At 69.8% G+C, this 17443-nt stretch carries 18 protein-coding genes and 1 other RNA gene; 7 read left to right on the forward strand and 12 right to left on the reverse strand.

All coding sequences use genetic code 11. From position 1 onward, the window contains the following. Positions 1-21: 21 nt before the first annotated feature. A complete protein-coding gene (locus RSP45_RS02535) occupies positions 22-1890 on the reverse strand; it encodes an extracellular solute-binding protein (RefSeq protein ID WP_415393111.1) in 1869 nt (622 codons plus the stop codon). Positions 1891-2124: 234 nt separating this feature from the next. After that, the gene (locus RSP45_RS02540; protein ID WP_415393112.1) at positions 2125-2658 is read right to left on the reverse strand and encodes a c-type cytochrome; all 534 of its coding nucleotides are present in this window, start codon (positions 2656-2658) and stop codon (positions 2125-2127) included. A gap of 193 nt (positions 2659-2851) precedes the next feature. On the opposite strand from RSP45_RS02540, the gene RSP45_RS02545 reads away from it, so the two are divergent. Then, a complete protein-coding gene (locus RSP45_RS02545; RefSeq protein ID WP_415393113.1) occupies positions 2852-3754 on the forward strand; it encodes a prephenate dehydratase in 903 nt (300 codons plus the stop codon). 56 nt (positions 3755-3810) lie between these two features. On the opposite strand, the gene RSP45_RS02550 is transcribed toward RSP45_RS02545, so the two are convergent. Further along, positions 3811-4266: a hypothetical protein gene (locus RSP45_RS02550; protein WP_415393114.1), complete on the reverse strand. Its 456-nt coding sequence runs from the start codon at positions 4264-4266 to the stop codon at positions 3811-3813. A 153-nt stretch (positions 4267-4419) separates the two neighbouring features. Here RSP45_RS02550 and ffs point away from each other — a divergent pair. Beyond that, an RNA gene (gene ffs, locus RSP45_RS02555) (signal recognition particle sRNA small type) lies at positions 4420-4518 on the forward strand. Between the two features lie 193 nt (positions 4519-4711). On the opposite strand, the gene nudC is transcribed toward ffs, so the two are convergent. Beyond that, positions 4712-5626: an NAD(+) diphosphatase gene (nudC, locus tag RSP45_RS02560; RefSeq protein ID WP_415393115.1), complete on the reverse strand. Its 915-nt coding sequence runs from the start codon at positions 5624-5626 to the stop codon at positions 4712-4714. Positions 5627-5783: 157 nt separating this feature from the next. Between nudC and RSP45_RS02565 the strand changes: the two genes are divergently transcribed. The 4 genes from RSP45_RS02565 to RSP45_RS02580 are packed head-to-tail and all read left to right on the forward strand — an operon-like array spanning position 5784 to position 9032. Continuing rightward, the gene (locus RSP45_RS02565; RefSeq protein WP_415393116.1) at positions 5784-7589 is read left to right on the forward strand and encodes a DNA polymerase III subunit gamma/tau; all 1806 of its coding nucleotides are present in this window, start codon (positions 5784-5786) and stop codon (positions 7587-7589) included. A gap of 4 nt (positions 7590-7593) precedes the next feature. Next, on the forward strand, positions 7594-7938 hold the full coding sequence (locus RSP45_RS02570) for a YbaB/EbfC family nucleoid-associated protein (protein ID WP_073066114.1): 345 nt from the start codon (positions 7594-7596) through the stop codon (positions 7936-7938). After that, positions 7938-8537, forward strand: coding sequence for a recombination mediator RecR (gene recR, locus RSP45_RS02575; RefSeq protein WP_415393117.1), 600 nt, complete (start codon positions 7938-7940; stop codon positions 8535-8537). Before RSP45_RS02570 ends, recR begins: the two co-directional genes overlap by 1 nt. Positions 8538-8552: 15 nt before the next feature. Then, a complete protein-coding gene (locus RSP45_RS02580; protein WP_415393118.1) occupies positions 8553-9032 on the forward strand; it encodes an acyl-CoA thioesterase in 480 nt (159 codons plus the stop codon). A 116-nt stretch (positions 9033-9148) separates the two neighbouring features. Here RSP45_RS02580 and RSP45_RS02585 read toward each other — a convergent pair whose 3' ends face one another. The 3 genes from RSP45_RS02585 to RSP45_RS02595 form a co-directional block, all read right to left on the reverse strand. Continuing rightward, positions 9149-9619, reverse strand: a complete 471-nt coding sequence (locus tag RSP45_RS02585; RefSeq protein ID WP_415393119.1) for an Hsp20 family protein — start codon at positions 9617-9619, stop codon at positions 9149-9151. Positions 9620-9761: 142 nt separating this feature from the next. Next, positions 9762-10235 carry a VOC family protein gene (locus RSP45_RS02590; protein WP_415393120.1) on the reverse strand — a complete coding sequence of 158 codons (474 nt, stop codon included), beginning with the start codon at positions 10233-10235 and terminating at the stop codon, positions 9762-9764. Between the two features lie 91 nt (positions 10236-10326). Continuing rightward, positions 10327-10563, reverse strand: a complete 237-nt coding sequence (locus RSP45_RS02595) for a YdcH family protein (RefSeq protein WP_303730646.1) — start codon at positions 10561-10563, stop codon at positions 10327-10329. A gap of 119 nt (positions 10564-10682) precedes the next feature. Here RSP45_RS02595 and RSP45_RS02600 point away from each other — a divergent pair, with 119 nt between their 5' ends. Beyond that, positions 10683-11399, forward strand: coding sequence for a DUF599 domain-containing protein (locus RSP45_RS02600; protein WP_303730647.1), 717 nt, complete (start codon positions 10683-10685; stop codon positions 11397-11399). 35 nt (positions 11400-11434) lie between these two features. On the opposite strand, the gene RSP45_RS02605 is transcribed toward RSP45_RS02600, so the two are convergent. From RSP45_RS02605 to RSP45_RS02625, 5 genes are all read right to left on the reverse strand, one after another. Continuing rightward, the gene (locus RSP45_RS02605; RefSeq protein ID WP_415393121.1) at positions 11435-12214 is read right to left on the reverse strand and encodes a crotonase/enoyl-CoA hydratase family protein; all 780 of its coding nucleotides are present in this window, start codon (positions 12212-12214) and stop codon (positions 11435-11437) included. A gap of 22 nt (positions 12215-12236) precedes the next feature. Further along, complete coding sequence (locus RSP45_RS02610; RefSeq protein WP_415393122.1) at positions 12237-13085, reverse strand: hydroxymethylglutaryl-CoA lyase; 849 nt, start codon at positions 13083-13085, stop codon at positions 12237-12239. Then, positions 13078-13731 (reverse strand): glutathione S-transferase family protein, encoded by a 654-nt coding sequence (locus RSP45_RS02615; protein WP_415393123.1) that lies wholly within the window; start codon positions 13729-13731, stop codon positions 13078-13080. The genes RSP45_RS02610 and RSP45_RS02615 overlap by 8 nt, the downstream gene beginning before the upstream one ends. Then, the gene (locus RSP45_RS02620; RefSeq protein WP_415393124.1) at positions 13728-15653 is read right to left on the reverse strand and encodes a biotin carboxylase N-terminal domain-containing protein; all 1926 of its coding nucleotides are present in this window, start codon (positions 15651-15653) and stop codon (positions 13728-13730) included. Before RSP45_RS02620 ends, RSP45_RS02615 begins: the two co-directional genes overlap by 4 nt. Before the next feature lie 85 nt (positions 15654-15738). After that, complete coding sequence (locus RSP45_RS02625; RefSeq protein ID WP_415393125.1) at positions 15739-17343, reverse strand: carboxyl transferase domain-containing protein; 1605 nt, start codon at positions 17341-17343, stop codon at positions 15739-15741. Positions 17344-17443: the final 100 nt, after the last annotated feature.

A 17443-nucleotide genomic window follows, 5' to 3' on the forward strand; every position in this document is an offset into this window, starting at 1 on the left:
CTGCGCCCCGTGCCTGGCCGGTTAGCGGATCGCCCCGGCTTTCTTCAGCGTTTCCGCCTTATCCGCGTCGAACCACCAGAAATCAAGCTCGCCCAGGGCATAGGGGGGCAGTTCGTCGGGATGGCCGAACAGGTCCCAATAGGCGACGGTGTGCTTGCCCTTGAACCACTGCGGCACCCAGAAATGCAGCGCCCGCAGCACCCGGTCCAGCGCGTGGACGCTGGTGGTCAGCTCGTCCTGCGTGGTGGCCGATTCCACCCGCGCGATCAGCGCGTCCACCGCCGGATTGGCCAGCCCCATGGCGTTGAACACATCCCCGGTCGAGCCCGAGCCGAAATACTGCTGCAACCCCGAGCCGGGGATCGGGTCCTGCCCCAGATGCGCGGTCAGCACGTCGAAATCATGGTTGCGGCGGCGATCCTCAAGCTGGGCATCGTCCACGCGTTCGTTGACGGCATCCACCCCGATGGCGCGCAGGTTTTCCACCCAGGGGTTGATCACCCGGTCGAAGGTCTGGGAATCGTTGAGGATCTGCACCCGCAGCGGATGTCCCTGTTCATTGCGACGCAGCCCGTCGCGGCTGCCCTCGGGGATGGTCCAGCCGGCCTCGTCCAGCAGCGCGGCGGCGCGGCGCAGGTTGCCGCGGTCGCGCTGCCGCTCGCCGCTGACCGGGGGCAGCGCGGCGGGTTCGGTGAACACCGCCTCTGGCAGCTCGGTGCGCAAGGGCTCCAGCAGCGCCAACTCGGCCGCGCCGGGCAGGCCGGTGGCGGCCAGTTCGCTGTTGTCCCAGAAGCTTTTCACCCGTTCGTAGAGCCCATAGAACAGCGTCGCGTTCGACCATTCGAAGTTGAAGGCCAGCCCGATCGCCTCGCGCACCCGTGCGTCCTGGAACTGCGGCCGGCGCAGGTTGATCGCCCAGGCCTGGCCGTTGGCGATATTGCCGTCGTGCAGTTCCTCTTTCCTTACCCAGCCGTTGCGGAAGGCGGGGAAATCATAGCGCGTCGCCCAGTGGATCGAGGAGGCCTCGTTCCGAAAGGTGTATTCGCCGGCCTTGAACGCCTCGAAGGCCGAATCGTAGTCGCCGAAGTATTCGATGCGGATGCGGTCGAAATTATGCCGGCCGCGGTTGATCGGCAATTCGGCGCCCCAGTAATCGGGATTGCGCACCCAGGTGACCGAGCGGCCCATGTCGGCCGCCCCGAACATATAAGGCCCCGAGCCGATGTAAGGTTGTTTGGAACTTTCGGCGATATCCCGCTGGTTCTTCTCGAAATCCGCGCGCGAGAACACCGGCAGTCCCCCCGCCGCCTGGATCACGTCGCGGCGTGGATAATCCGGGGTGAAGGTAAAGCGGATGCGGCGCTCGTCCAGCACCTCGGCACTGGCAACGATCTGAGAAATCACCGCACGAAACGACGACAACCCCTTGTCGCGCAAGGTTTCATAGGAAAACAACACGTCGTCCGAGGTCAGGGGCGTGCCGTCGGAAAACCTTATCCCCTCGCGCAGCGTGAAGATGGCCCAGTCGCGGCTTTCCGGGTACTCGACCGTCTCGCACAGCAGGCAATAGGCGGCGCCGATCTCGTCGGCGGTGCCTTCCAGCAGGCTTTCCAGCGGGATCGAGGCCAGCGCCGCCGCCCGCCCCTTGATGGTGAAGGGGTTGTAGCTGTCGAAGCCGCCGGCGGTCCATTCGCTGATCTCGCCGCCCTTGGGCGCGTCGGGGTTCACATAGGGCAGATGCGGGAAATCGGCGGGCAGGCGCAGCTCGTCAAAGGTGCCGACGCCGTGGGCGGTGATGGTGTCGCCCTGCGCCAGCGCCGCGGTGGCGCCGCCCAGCAGCGCCAGCACCCCCCAGCGGAACGCCGAAAGAAATCCCCGTGTCGCGACCATGCAGCTGCCCCCTGTCGACCTGCGCCCCGGCGGCGCGGCGCCGGGCAATCGCCCCGACGCTAGGCAGGCAGGCGCCCGCTCGCAAGCCGGATGCGCGCGGCCGCGGCCCGGAATGGCGCAGTCGTGACCTGCGAGGCGACACGAAAAAGGCGCGGGACCTGCCCGCGCCTGATGACTTGCCGTTCCGCCCCGCCCGCCGCCTGCCCGGTCCGGCCGGCGCCGCGGGACTTGCGGTTACTGCAGGGTTTCCAGATAAGCGATCAGGTTCGCCCGCTCGACCGGGTTCTTGATCCCGGCAAAGGTCATCTTGGTGCCCGGCATGTAGGCCTTGGGGTTGGTGATGAAGGCGTCGATGTTCTCGGGCGCCCAGACCCCTTCCTGTTCCAGCGCGGCGTTCGAATAGTTGAAGCCCTCGACCGAGGCCTTGTCGCGGTTCACCACCCCGTCCAGATGCGGGCCGACGCCGTTGCTGCCATCGACCTTGTGGCAGGCGCGGCACTTGCCGAACGCCTTTTCGCCGGCCGCGGTATCGGCCGAGGCCAGCAGCGTGGCCAGATCGGGGCCTTCGTCGGCGGCCTCTTCGGCGTCCGCGTCATCCTCGGCGCCGGCGACGGCGATGCGATAGGCCTGCGGGACCTCTTCACCCTCGGCGACATGGCCGGGACCGACGTGGTAGAGCGAAGAGGCGAACCACGATGCCAGAAGCAGAAACAGCAGTGAACCGATCAGCGCACCGGCCGTCTTGGTCACGGTCATCGTGTTGAACATGGGCATTTCCTCGTGGTCCGGGCATTTGTCTGGGGGCTATCTATCCGCTTTCACTTCGGCGGTTCAAGGTATAGTTCGGCGGCGTCCGACGATTGGCGGCCCCTGTTGCAGCCCGGTCGTTCCGGCCCCGCCCGCCCGCGCCCGGCCCCCCGTGGGTCCCGCCGTTTTCCCCCGGATGCCACACAGGTCCCCCATGCAAGATCCCGCCATTTCCGCAGATTTCCCGGCCACCGGCAGGATCGCCTTTCAGGGCGAGCCCGGCGCCTATGGTCACGAGGCCTGCCGCCACGCCCGCCCCGACATGGAGGCGCTGCCCTGCGCCACCTTCGAGGACACGGTCGAGGCCTGCCGATCCGGCGCGGCCGATCTGGCGATGCTGCCGGTCGAGAACTCGACCTATGGGCGGGTGGCGGACATCCACCACCTGCTGCCCGAATCCGGCCTGCACATCATCGACGAGACCTTCGTGCGCGTCCACATCAGCCTGCTGGCGGTGCCCGGCGCGCGGCTGGAGGACATCACCGAGGCGATGAGCCACACGGTTCTGCTGGGCCAGTGCCGCAACTTCCTGCGCCGCCACGACATCCGCACCGTCACCGGCGCCGACACCGCGGGCAGCGCGCTGATGGTCGCCCAGGCGGGCGAAAAGCACCGCGCTGCGCTGGCCAGCCCGCTGGCCGGCGAGATCTACGGGCTGGACCGACTGGCCGACGAGATCGAGGACCGGCAGAACAACACCACCCGCTTTCTGATCATGTCGCGCCGCCCCGACCATTCGCGCCGCCCCGACCGCGAGGGGCGCGACCGGATGCTGACCAGCTTCGTGTTCCGGGTGCGCAACATCCCGGCCGCGCTTTACAAGGCGATGGGCGGGTTCGCGACCAACGGCGTCAACATGACCAAGCTGGAAAGCTACATGGTGGACGGGGTGTTCACCGCGACGCAGTTCTACGCCGACATCGAGGGCCACCCCGAGGACCCGCCGGTCGCCCGCGCGCTGGAGGAACTGCGCTATTTCACCTCGAGCCTGACGATCCTCGGGGTCTACCCGGCGGACCCGCTGCGGGCGCTGCAGGCCCCGGCGGCTGACCGCTGACCGCTGACCGCTGACCGCTGACCGCTGACCGGAGGCAGCCGCCGGCGGGCGGGCTGTCAAGCGGTCTGGCTGGTCAGGTCGCCCAGAAAGCGGCCGGCGCGGTCGGCGAACTTGCGGTCGAGCTGGCTTTTCCCCAGCTTGGCGGTCTGCAGCATCAGCCGCGCCCGCATGTGGCGCGGCCGGATCTCGACCTCGAAGATGGCGCGCGACTTGGCCCGGGTCAGCGCGATCACCGTCATGGCGATGGCGATGTCCAGCCCCTCGCCCAGGCCGGTCATGGCGATTCGCTCGGGCTGGTCGAACTGCGCCAGGTCCAGCTGCAGCTCGCGTCGCTTGCCGCGCAAATCGAAGCCGACGTTCCACCCGGCACCGGCGGCCGGGGCCACAAGCTGGTTGCGGCGCACCTCGATCCCGCGCCGCGCCAGCATCCGTTCGATCCGGTCGAAGTCGCTGACCGCGCGGAACAACACCTCGGCAGGGAGGTCGCTGTCGTGGCGAAGGGAAAATTTCATCGTTAACATCCGAAACCAGAAAGCGCCGGCGTCTTAGCCTTGCGCCCGAAAGGACGCAAGTTTTCCGCTGCCGCCGAAAGGACGCAGCTTGGGCCCGCGTCCGGTTCCAGCTTGCCGCTTGCATCGCCGGCTCGCCGGCCCTATCTGGGGCCCCGAGAGGCTGGCGCGGGCAGGCGCCTCGCCAAACCGGTCAGGTCCGGAAGGAAGCAGCCGTAACGAGCCCCGTCTGGGTCGCTGTCCAGTCTCTCACCCCATCCCGCGCCATCTCTTTGCGTGCCGGCGTCGCCGCCGATTCGCCGCACCGCCGCAGACTGCCAGCGCTTCGCACATCCCCGAACCGATCATCATCCGTCTCCCCATGGCTTTCGCTCAGGGGTAGCGGCCAGATCTTAACATCCGGTTTCCGCGCCCGGGAAAATCGCTCGAATGCCGCGGAAAGCCGCCGCTACAGCCGCCCTTCCAGCCAGCCCGTCAGCAGCCAATGCGCGATCGCGCCCTTGCGCGGGGCCTTCAGCACCGGATGCACCCCCGCCATCATCGCCGCCAGTTCGTCGCGGCCCAGCCACATCGCGGCCTCAAGCTCGACCGGGTCCAGGGTGATCGCCTCGCTTTCCGCCTCGCCCACCATCCCCAGCATCAGCGAGGCCGGGAACGGCCAGGGCTGCGAGGCCGCATAGCGCACCCCGCCGACCCGGACCCCGGTTTCCTCGAACACCTCGCGGCGGACCGCGGCCTCGATGGTCTCGCCCGGCTCGATGAAGCCGGCGAGGCAGGAATGCATCCCCTCGGGCCAGCCGTGCGACCGCCCCAGCAGCACCCGGTCGCCGCACGCGACCAGCATGATGACGACCGGGTCGGTGCGCGGGAAATGCGGGGTGTTGCAGGCGGGGCAGACGCGCTGCCAGCCGGACTGGCGGGGCTCTGACGGCTGGCCGCAGGCGGCGCAGAAGCGGTGGCTGGCGTGCCAGAGAAGCAGGGCGCGGGCGGTGGCCGCAAGCTCGCCGTCCAGGGGCGACAGCCCGGCCATCGCGCCACGCAGCTCGACGAAGCGGCCGCCGGGAATCAGCGGGTGGACCTGTTCGGTCGGGTCGAAGAACAGCGTGGTTTCGGCCAGCGACGCGGGCTCCCACCCGGAAATATCCTGCGCCGCCACCGCCTGCGCGCCGTCGAAACCCAGCAGCATCGGCGCCCCTGCCCCCGCCAGCGCCGGATGGCCGGGCGCCAGCCGCACCAGCTGCCCGCCGTCAAGGCAGATCTTGCCGCGCCAGACCGGCAGCACCACCGCGCCATCCTGCCAGCCGGTGTCGCCGCGCCGTGCCGCCGCCCGGTCCAGCCCGCTGCCCGTGAATGCCAGCTCCATGCCCTGCCCCCCTGTTATTCGGCGCCACGTTGCCCGCCGCCCGAGGCAAAGCCAATATCTTCTGTCCTGAAATATCCCCGCCGGAGGCCGGGCGCGCAGCGCCCGTTGCCCTTGCCCGCCCCTGCCCCTACATTCGCCGGGTCCAGACGAGGCCCATATGACCGACACCCCAGCCTATCAGGTGCTCGCCCGGAAATACCGGCCCGAGACCTTTGCCGATCTCGTCGGGCAGGACGCGATGGTGCGCACGCTGCAGAACGCCTTTGCGGCCGACCGCATCGCGCAGGCCTTCATCATGACGGGCATCCGCGGCACCGGAAAGACCACCACCGCGCGGATCATCGCCAAGGGGATGAACTGCATCGGCCCGGACGGCAGCGGCGGGCCGACCACCAGCCCCTGCGGGGTCTGCGAGCATTGCGTGGCCATCGCCGAGGGCCGCCACGTCGACGTGCTGGAAATGGACGCAGCGTCCAGAACCGGCGTGAACGACATCCGCGAAATCATTGAATCAGTTCACTATCGCGCGGCATCGGCCCGCTACAAGATCTATATCATCGACGAAGTGCACATGCTGTCGACCAGCGCCTTCAACGCGCTGCTCAAGACGCTGGAAGAGCCGCCGCCGCATGTGAAGTTCATCTTTGCCACCACCGAAATCCGCAAGGTTCCGGTGACGGTGCTGAGCCGCTGCCAGCGCTTCGACCTGCGCCGGATCGAGCCCGAGGTGATGATCGCGCTGCTGCGCAGGATCGCCGATGCCGAGGGCGCGCAGATCAGCGACGACGCGCTGGCGCTGATCACCCGCGCGGCCGAGGGCTCGGCCCGCGACGCGACCAGCCTGCTCGACCAGGCGATCAGCCACGGCGCCGGGGAAACCACCGCCCCGCAGGTGCGCGCCATGCTGGGGCTGGCGGATCGCGGGCGGGTGCTCGACCTGTTCGACATGATCCTGCGCGGTGCCGCGGCCGAGGCGCTGGCCGAGCTGCAGGCGCAATATGCCGAGGGCGCCGACCCGCTGGCGGTGCTGCGCGACCTGACCGAGATCACCCATTGGGTCAGCCTGGTGAAGATCACCCCCGCGGCCGCCGACGACCCCACCGTCGGCCCCGACGAACGCGCGCGCGGCCGCGACATGGCAGGGCGGGTGCCGATGCGGGCGCTGACGCGGTTGTGGCAGATGCTGCTCAAGGCGCTGGAAGAGGTGGCGGCGGCGCCGAACGCCATGATGGCGGCGGAGATGGCGATCATCCGCCTGACCCATGTCGCCGACCTGCCCGACCCCGAGGCGCTGATCCGCCGCGTGCAGGCCGGACAGGCGGCGGGCGAGTTCGCGCGTCCCGCGCCCACTCATGCGAGCACCCCCGCCCCCACCCATGAGGCCCCCGGCCAGCGCATGGCCGCGCCGCCGCCGATGGCGCAGTCTGCGCGGATGGGGGGCGGCACCGCCGCCGCCATCGCGCTGGCGCCCGAGCCGCAGCTGGCCGCCGACGCGCTGGCCAACTGGCCCGACTTCACCTCGGTGGTCGAGCTGATCCGGCGCATGCGCGACATGGTGCTGCTGACCCAGGTCGAGGATCATGTGCGGCTGGTGCGCTATGCCCCGGGCCGCATCGAGTTCCAGCCCACCCCCGATGCCCCCCGCGACCTGGCGCAGCGGCTGGGCGAGCGCCTGCGCGGCTGGACCGGCGGCGCCCGCTGGGCGGTCTCGGTCGTCGATCAGGGCGGCGGGCCGACCATCAGCGAGACCCGCGCCGCCGAACGCGCCGCCGCCGAAGCCGAGGCGCGGCAGCACCCGGTGGTCGCCGCCATCCTTGCCGCCGCCCCCGGCGCCCGCATCAAGGCGATCCGGGACGAGACCCCCGCGCCCCCGCCCGAGGACGCGGCCGAGGATCTGCACGGCACGGCCGGCGGCGGGCTGGCCGCGGTCGAGGAATGGGATCCCTTCGAGGACGAGGAGTAGCACGATGAAGAACCCCTTCGCCGGGATCGGCGATCTGGGCAAGATGATGACCGCCGCCCGCGAGATGCAGGGCAAGGTGGACGAGTTCCAGAAGACCCTCGAAACCCTGACCGTCACCGGCGAATCCGGCGCCGGGCTGGTGCGGGTCACCGCCAACGCCAAGGGCGAGCTGCAGGCGATCGACATCGACGCCTCGATCTTCGTGCCTTCGGAAAAGCAGGTGGTCGAGGATCTGATCCTGGCCGCGATCAAGGATGCGCAGGACAAGGCCATGGCCCGGGCGCAGTCCGAGGGCCAGCGGCTGGCGGGCGACATGGGCCTGCCGCCGGGCATGAAGCTGCCCTTCTAGTGGCCGAGGGCAGCGACGACATCCAGGCGCTGATCGCGCAATTCGCGCGGCTGCCGGGGCTGGGGCCGCGCTCGGCCCGCCGCGTGGTGCTGGCGCTGATCCGGCGGCGCACCGGGCAGATGGCGCAGCTGGCAGCAACGATGGCCAGCGTCGCCGAGCATTCCCGCGAATGCGTCCGCTGCGGCAATATCGGCGAATCCGAGCTTTGCGCGATCTGCGCCGACCCCGCCCGCGCCAATGGCGAGCTGTGCGTGGTCGAGGATGTGGCCGACCTGTGGGCGCTGGAACGCGGCCGCGCCTATCGCGGGCGCTACCACGTCTTGGGCGGCACGCTGTCGGCGCTGGACGAGATCGGCCCCGATGAGCTGGGCATCCCCCGGCTGCTGTCGCGGCTGGGCGAGGAAGGCATCACCGAGGTGATCCTGGCGCTGAATGCCACGGTCGAGGGCCAGACCACCGCGCATTACCTGGCCGAAGCCCTTGAAAACACCGGCATAAGCGTCACGCGGCTGGCGCAGGGCGTCCCCATCGGGGGCGAGCTCGACTATCTCGACGACGGCACCATCAGCGCCGCGCTGCGCGCCCGGCGGCAGCTTTAGGCTAAAGGAGACGCCATGACCGCCCCCTTCACCTCGCCCGCGATGGAGGTGCTTGCCGAATGGACCGACTACAACGGCCATCTCAACATGGCGTGGTATCATGTGCTGTTCGACCGCGCGATCGAACAGGCGCTGCAGCCGCTGGGCATGGGCGCGCAGGTCGCGGCCGAAACCGGGTCGTCCTATTTCACCGTGCAGGCGCAGGTCCATTACCTGCGCGAATTGCACGCGGGCGATCTGGTGGTGGTGGACACGCAGCTGATCGCCCATGACGACAAGCGGCTGCATTACGTGCAGACCCTGCGGCGCCCCTCTGACGGGGTGGCGGCCGCGGTCACCGAGAACCTGGTGGTGCACGTCGATCTGGCGACCCGCCGCGCCGCGCCCTTTGCGCCGGCGCTGCGCGAGCGGCTGGCGGCGGCGGTCGCCGCCCATGCGGCGCTGGAGCTGCCGAAACAGGTCGGGCGCCGGGTGGGGCTGCGCCGCGGAGAGTAGCCGAGCCCGCGGGACAGTGACCCGCGCAGGCTAGCGCGCGGCGCCTTTCGCTGCACCCGTGAAAAAAGGGGCGCGCGGGTTTCCCCGCCGCCCCTCGTCAGTCGCGCGTGCCCGGATCAGGCGTCCAGCTTGCGCTGTTCCTCGGCCTCGACCGTCTGCGGCGCGGTTTTCGTGATCTCGATCCGGCGCGGCTTCAGCGCCTCGGGGATCTCGCGCACCAGCTCGATATGCAGCATCCCGTCGACATGGCTGGCGCCGGTGACGCGGACGTGATCGGCCAGCGCGAACTTGCGTTCAAAGGCGCGGGTGGCGATGCCGCGGTGCAGATAGGTCTTGCCCTCATCCTCTTCGGCCTTGCGGGCCGCGACGATCACCGCCCCGTCCTTCATCTCGACCGACAGGTCGTCGGCCGAGAACCCGGCCACGGCGATCGAGATGCGATAGGCATTCTCGCCGGTCTTTTCGATGTTGTAGGGCGGATAGGTGGTCGCAGAGATGTCCGAGGACAGCGCCCGGTCCATCAGATCGGCAATGCGGTCAAAGCCGATCGAGGCCCGGTAAAGCGGGGTCAGGTCCATGTTGCGCATGTGTCGCATCCTTTGCAGCGATGTGAGTCGTCATGCCCCCCGAAAACCGGGCGGGCGGTCTTGCGCCGGCGCCCAAGGGCCCTCCGGCAGGGTGAATCTGGGGCGGAATCTCGCGGCTTCAAGGGGGGAGCGGCGCGGGTTTTCAGCGGCCTGCGCAGTCAGGGCCCGCGGTCCGCGGCGGCATCCCGGCCCAGATCGCCGGGTCGGCCAGCTCGATCGAGTTCCCCGCCGGGTCGCGGAAATAGAGCGAGCGCCCGCCCTGCGGCCAGTGGAAATCGGCCTCGATGGCGATGCCGCTGGCTTGCAGATGCGCGCGCCAGCGGTCCAGCGATTCGGGGGCGACGGCCAGGCAGGCGTGGCCCGGGCCGCTGGCCCCGTGCGGCGGCACCGGCAGCCGTGCATCCGGCGCGGGCGGGACCGCGGTGGCGCCGGGGTCGAAGACCAGCAGCACCTGCGGGCGCGGCGTAGTGGCGGTGCGGAAGAACACGTGGCGACCGGGAACGCGGGCGATCAGTTCCAGCCCGATCACCCGGGTCCAGAACTCGCAGGCCTCATCCAGATCCGCGGCGTAAAGCGCGGTTTCCAGCGTGCCGAGCAGGGGTGGCGGGGTGGTCATGGGGGCCTCGGGGCGCAGGGTCTATCCTGACCCAACGCCCCTGCCCGGGCTTGCGATCCCGCACGGGTCACCGCGCGGGGGCAAGACCGCCTCAGGCGGTGGCGATCATCCGGGCGATCTCGTCCTTCAGCACCATGCGCTGCTTGCGCAGCTGCGTCTCGGCTGCGTCGGACATGGGCGTGTGCAGCGATTCCGCCGCCGCCACCTGGTCGTTGATCTCGTCATATTCCTCGAGCAGCCGGGCAAAGCGGCTGTCGGATATCTTCAGCTGGTGGATGCGGTCGGAATCATTGGGGAATTCCTCGTGGATTGCGTGGGGTGCGGCCATGATGTCCTCGTTCCGGTGGCTTTGCGCCCGCGATAGCGCCGGGCCGGGACGCTGGCAACCGGGGCGGCCGAGGTCTATCGTCGCGGGCACCCCCGCCACCACCGCCCGGACCCACGATCTTGCCCAGCCACCTGCCCGCGATCCTGACCCTGCCGCTGACGCCGCTTGACCTTGTTGCGCTGGCCCTGCTGGCTCTGGCGTGGTTCGGCACCGCCCGGATCGTCGAACATCCGCCGGCGCGGCTGCCCTCGGTCTCGGTGCTGATGAAGACCTATCGCCGCGACTGGATGCGGCAATTCGTCCACCGCGATCCGCGCATCTTCGACGGCAACATCCTGACCACCCTGCGCGAGGGCACCGCGTTCTTCGCCTCGGCCTGCATGATCGCCATCGGCGGCGGGCTGGCGCTGCTGGGCAACACCGACCCGCTGGCCGGTCTTGCGCGCGAGCTGGACGCGGCCGAGATCCCGACGCTGCTGTGGAAGCTGAAGCTGCTGCTGGGGCTGCTGTTCCTGGCCAACGGGTTCCTGAAGTTCGTCTGGGCGCACCGGCTGTTCGGCTATTGCGCGGTGATGATGGCGGCGGTTCCCATCGACCCGGCCCTGCCGGGGACCGAGGCCCGCGCCCTGGCCGCCGCGCAGGTCAACATCCAGGCGGCGCGCAATTTCAACATCGGGCTGCGGGCGGTGTATTTCGCGCTGGCGGCGCTGTGCTGGCTGCTGGGGCCGTGGGGGCTGATCGCGGGCACGGCGGCGGTCACCGCGCTGACCCTGCGGCGCGAGTTCGCCTCGCATTCGCGGCAGGCGATTCTCGAGGATCTGGGGCACCGGGGCTGACCCCCGGCCTCGGCCCCGCCCCGGCCCCCTGCCCGCTAAAGCTGCCAGCGCGGCTTGCGCTTATCGAAAAACGCGCCGATCCCCTCGGGGGCCTCGTCGCCCTCCCACACCGAGACCAGCGCCTCGACCGACAGCTCGATCGCGGCCGGGTCGATGCGCGGCCCCAGTGCGCGGATCAGGCGCTTGGCGGCGGCGACGGCGCCGGGGGCGGTGGCCAGATAGGGGGCGATCTCGTCCTGAATGGCGGCGTCCAGATCCTCGGGATCGACGGTATAGGCCAGCAGGTTCAGCGCCTCGGCCTCGGCAGCATCGAAGATGCGGGCCGACATGAACACCCGGCGGGCGCGGTCCTCGCCCATGCGGGCGATCACATAGGGGCCGATGGTGGCGGGGATCAGCCCCAGCCGGGTTTCGGTCAGCCCGAACCTGGCGCCGCGCGCCCCCACCGCCACGTCGCAGACCGACATCATCCCGATGCCGCCGCCAAAGGCGTTGCCGTGGACGCGGCCGATCAGCGGCTTGGACAGTTCGTTCAGCGCATTCAGCATCGCCGCAAGCGCCCTTGCGCCCGCGCGCCGCGTATCGGCATCCGCCGCCATCTGCTGCTGCATCCAGCCCAGATCGCCGCCGGCGCAAAAGCTTTTGCCCATCGCCGCCAGCACCACGGCGCGCACCGCCGGGTCGGCGCCAAGCTGCGCGGCGGCGGCGGTCAGTTCCTCGATCATCTGCGCCGACAGCGCGTTGTGCTTGTCGGGGCGGGCCAGCCACAGGGTGGCGATGCCGCGGGCGTCGGTCTCGATCCGAAGGGTTTCCATCGCTGCGTCCTTTCCGGCGGCCTCAGCCGCGCATCCTCTGCGCCATCGCCGCCGCCTGTTGCAGCAGCGCCATGTCCAGCCCGGTCTCAAACCCCTGCGCCGCCAGATGCGCCGCGACCTTTTCGGTGGCGACGTTGCCCTCGGCCCCCGGGGCATAGGGGCAGCCGCCCAGCCCCCCCACGGCGGCGTCGAACACCCGCAGCCCGCGGGCGATGCTGGCGTCGATGTTCTGCAGGGCGCGACCGGCGGTGTCGTGATAGTGGCCGGCCAGCTGTTCCGGCGGCAGTTCCTCCAGCACCGCGGCCAGCATGGCGTCGATGGTTTCCGGCCGCCCCTGCCCGATGGTGTCGCCCAGGCTGATCTCGAAACAGCCCAGATCGCGCAGCGCCGCCGCCACACGCGCGACGTTTTCGGGCGGGGTCGGACCATCAAAGGGGCAATCCGTCACCACGCTGACCGTGCCGCGCACCGGGATACCGTCGGCGCGGGCGGCCTCCATCACCGGGATGTAACGCTCGAGGCTTTCGGCGATGGTGCAGTTCAGATTGGCCCTGGAGAATCCTTCCGAGGCCGAGGCGAAGATGCTGGCCTTGTCGGCGCGGGCGGCGCGGGCGGCCTCATATCCCTTGAGGTTCGGGGTCAGCACCTCGTAGCGCACGCCGGGGGCGCGGGTGATCCCGGCCATCACCTCGGCCGCATCCGCCATCTGCGGCACCCATTTCGGGCTGACGAAACTGGTCGCCTCGATCCGCTGGAAACCGGCGCCCGACAGCAGGTCGATCAGCGCGATCTTTTCGGCGGCCGGGATCAGGCGCTTGTTGTTCTGCAACCCGTCGCGGGGGCCGACTTCGACAATGACGATATCAGGCATCTGGAATCTCGTAGAAATCCTTGTCGAACAGATCGCCGCCCTCGCGTTCCAGCGCCCGGGCGCAGGCGGGGCGGGCGCGCATCCGGTCCCACCACGCCATGATCGCCGGATAGTCGGCGGCGGGCAGGAAATGGGTCATCGCCCGCACGTTGAAGCCGAACATGCAGTCGGCGGCGGAAAACCCGCTGTCGAGGATATGCTCGCGTCCGGTCAGCCGCGATTCCAGCGCGCGGGCGGTAAAGGCCAGCCGCTTGGTTTCCAGCTTCATCGTCACCACCGAGCGCGCGGTGTCCGGGCGGATCACCACATGCTGGATGTTGAGGTTCTGGATGAACGCGGCCTGGGTTTCCGCGAAATGCAGCCATTCGAGGAAGGGCGCGCGCTCGACCTCGCCCGGTTTCGGGGCCAGCCGCCCCTCGCGCTCGGTCAGCAGCTCGACGATGGCGCCGGATTCGAACACCGTGGTGCCGTCGATGTCCAGCGCCGGGATCTTGCCGGCGGGCGAGCGGGCCAGGAAATCCGGCCGGCGCAGGTCGCCCAATTGATATTCCGTCAGTTCATAGGGCAGGCCCAGTTCTTCCAGCAGCCATGCCACGCGAAAGCTGCGGGCGCCGGGGATGTGGTGCAGGTGAAGCGTCGTGCTCATGTCTCGTCCTCTTCCAGCCGGATCAGGGGGGCGCCGGCCTCGACCTGATCGCCGGCGGCGGCCAGCACCTCGGCGACGGTGCCGTCGCGGGCGGCGGTCAGCGTATGTTCCATCTTCATCGCCTCAAGGATCGCCAGCGGATCGCCGGCCGCGACCTGCTGGCCTTGCGCCACGAACACCGCCTTGACCAGCCCCGGCATCGGCGACAGCGTCAAGCCGCCCCCCGCAGCCTCGGACTCGCGGTCCAGCGGGTCCTGCGGCACCAGCGTGACCCGGCGGCCGCCAAAGACGCTGACGCCCGCGTCATGCGCCACGATGCGCGAGCGGCGCGGGCTGCCGTCCACCCACCAGCGCCCGCCCCGCCATTCGATGTCATGAGCGTGGCCGTCCAGCGTCACGCTGGCACACCCGGGGCCGAGCACCTCGACGATGCCGTCGCCGCCCTCCCACGTCACGGTGCGTTTCAGCGGCGCCCACAGGGTGACGCCGCCGCGCACCGCCGGATCATGCAGCCCGGCCACGCCCAGCACCGCCAGCGCGCGGGTCTCGGCCGGGGGTTCGGACTGGTCGATCAACTGGTCCAGATCGCGGTCGATCAGCCCGGTGTCGACATCGCCGGCGCGGAACCCCTTGTGCCGGGTCAGCGCCACCAGAAAGTCGATGTTGGTGACCGTGCCCGCGACTTCGCTGTCGATCAGCGCGGTTTCCAGCGCGCTGAGCGCGATGGCGCGGGTCGGGCCATGGGTGATGACCTTGGCGATCATCGGGTCGTACCAGGGACTGATGGAGTCGCCCTGCCGCACCCCGGTCTCAATCCTCGCATTGCCGGCGAATTGCAGATGCGCCAGCCGCCCCGTCGCGGGCAGGAATCCCGCGGGGACATCCTCGGCGTAGAGCCGGGCCTCGAACGCGTGGCCGGTGATGCTCAGCTGGTCCTGCCGCAGGGGCAACGGTTCGCCAGAGGCGACGCGCAGCTGCCATTCGACCAGATCGACGCCGGTGATCGCCTCGGTCACCGGGTGCTCGACCTGCAGCCGCGTGTTCATCTCCATGAACCAGAACCCGTCGGGGCGCAGGCCGCGGCTTCCGTCCACGATGAATTCGATGGTGCCGGCCCCGGCATAGCCGATCGCCTCGGCCGCGCGGACCGCGGCCTCGCCCATGGCGGCGCGCATCTCGGGGGTCATGCCGGGGGCCGGCGCCTCCTCGATCACCTTCTGGTGGCGGCGTTGCAGCGAGCAGTCGCGTTCGAACAGATGCACGGCGTGGGTGCCGTCGCCGAACACCTGCACCTCGATATGGCGCGGCGCGGTGACGTATTTCTCGATCAGCACGGCGGGGTTGCCGAATGCGGTCTGCGCCTCGCCCTGCGCCGAGGCCAGCGCCGCCCCGAAATCGGCGGGGTCGTCCACGCGACGCATCCCCTTGCCGCCGCCGCCGGCCACGGCCTTGATCAGCACCGGATAACCGATGCGGTGCGCCTGCTGCGCCAGAAACGCGGCGTCCTGGTTGTCGCCGTGATAGCCCGGCACCACCGGCACGCCCGCCCGTTCCATCAGCGCCTTGGCCGCATCCTTGAGCCCCATGGCCCGGATCGCCGCCGCCGAGGGGCCGATGAACACCAGCCCCGCCGCGGCGACAGCATCGACGAAATCGGGGTTTTCCGACAGGAACCCATAGCCCGGGTGGATCGCCTGCGCGCCGGTATCAAGCGCGGCGCGGATGATCGCATCGCCGCGCAGGTAGCTGTCCTTCGGCGCCGAGCCGCCGATATGGACGGCCTCGTCGGCCATCGCGACATGGCGGGCGCCGCGGTCGGCGTCCGACCAGACCGCCACCGTGTCCACCCCCATGCGGCGGCAGCTGTCGATGATCCGGCAGGCGATCTCGCCCCGGTTGGCGATCAGGATCTTGCTGAACATGGGGTGCCTTTCGGTTGCGCGGCCGGACCGGGGGCTTTCCGCCCCCGGACCCCCGGAGGATATTTCTGGACAGAAGATCGCATGGTCACATCCTGAACACGCCGAAGCTTGTCGGCGGAATGGGGGCGTTGAGGCTGGCGCGCAGCGACAGCGCCAGCACCTCGCGGGTCTTGCGCGGGTCCACCACCCCGTCATCCCAGAGCCGGGCCGAGGCGTAGAGCGGGTGGGACTGGCGCTCGAACATCTCGATGGTGGGGCGCTTGAACTCGGCCTCTTCCTCGGGCGACCAGCTGCCGCCCTTGCGCTCGATCCCCTCGCGGCGGACGGTGGCCAGCACGCCCGCCGCCTGTTCGCCGCCCATGACGGAGATGCGCGAGTTCGGCCAGGTCCAGAGGAAGCGGGGCGAATAGGCACGGCCGGCCATGCCGTAGTTGCCGGCGCCGAAGCTGCCGCCGACCAGCATGGTGATCTTGGGCACCGCGGTGGTGGCGACCGCGGTCACCATCTTGGCGCCGTGGCGGGCGATGCCTTCGTTTTCGTATTTGCGCCCGACCATGAAGCCAGTGATGTTCTGCAGGAACACCAGCGGGATCGAGCGCTGGCTGCACAGTTCGATGAAATGCGCGCTCTTGATCGCGGCTTCGGAAAACAGCACGCCGTTGTTGGCGACGATGCCGACCGGGCAGCCCTCGACATGGGCAAAGCCGGTGACCACGGTTTCCCCGAAGCGCGGCTTGAACTCGTCGAAGCGCGAGCCGTCGACAATGCGGGCGATCACCTCGCGGATGTCATAGGGGGTGCGCAGGTCGGCGGGGACCACGCCGAGGATTTCATCCGGGTCGTAGGCCGGGGGTTCGGGCGACTGCCAGACCACGGTCTGCGGCAGGCGGCGGTTCAGGTGGCTGACCGCGCGGCGGGCCAGCGCCAGCGCATGGGCGTCATCCTCGGCCAGATAATCGGCGACGCCTGACAGCCGGGTGTGCACGTCGCCGCCGCCCAGATCCTCGGCGCTGACCACCTCTCCGGTCGCGGCCTTGACCAGAGGGGGGCCGGCCAGGAAGATCGTGCCCTGGTTGCGCACGATGATGGTCACGTCGGACATCGCCGGCACATAGGCGCCGCCGGCGGTGCAGCTGCCCATCACCACCGCGATCTGCGGGATGCCCTTGGCGGACATCTGCGCCTGATTGTAGAAGATGCGGCCGAAATGGTCGCGGTCGGGGAACACCTCGTCCTGCTGCGGCAGGTTGGCGCCGCCGGAATCGACCAGATAGATGCACGGCAGGTGGCATTGCTCGGCGATCTCCTGCGCGCGCAGGTGTTTCTTGACCGTCATCGGGTAATAGGTGCCGCCCTTGACCGTGGCGTCGTTGGCCACGACCATCACGTCCTGCCCATGCACGCGGCCGACGCCCGCGATCACCCCGGCCCCCGGCGCGGCGCCGTCATACATGTCATGCGCGGCGGTGGCGCCGATTTCCAGAAACGGCGAGCCCGGGTCCAGCAGGTTGGCCACCCGTTCCCGCGGCGGCATCTTGCCGCGGCTGACATGGCGGGCGGTGGCATCTGGCCCGCCCCCGGCGGCGGCATGGTCCACCGCGGCGCGGACCGTCGCCAGCATGTCGAGATGCGCCTGCCGGTTGGCGCGGAACCCGTCTGAGGACGGCAGGGCGGTGGTGCGGAGTTTCATGCGGCGGGCTCCTGACAGGACGGCAAGGGGCTGCGGCGCGGTGTCGCAGCGGCGGCAGCGCGGGGCGCAGATTGATGTGGATCATGCCGCATTGCGGCAA

Source organism: Paracoccus sp. SJTW-4 (assembly GCF_047716885.1).
Classification (GTDB): domain Bacteria; phylum Pseudomonadota; class Alphaproteobacteria; order Rhodobacterales; family Rhodobacteraceae; genus Paracoccus; species Paracoccus solventivorans.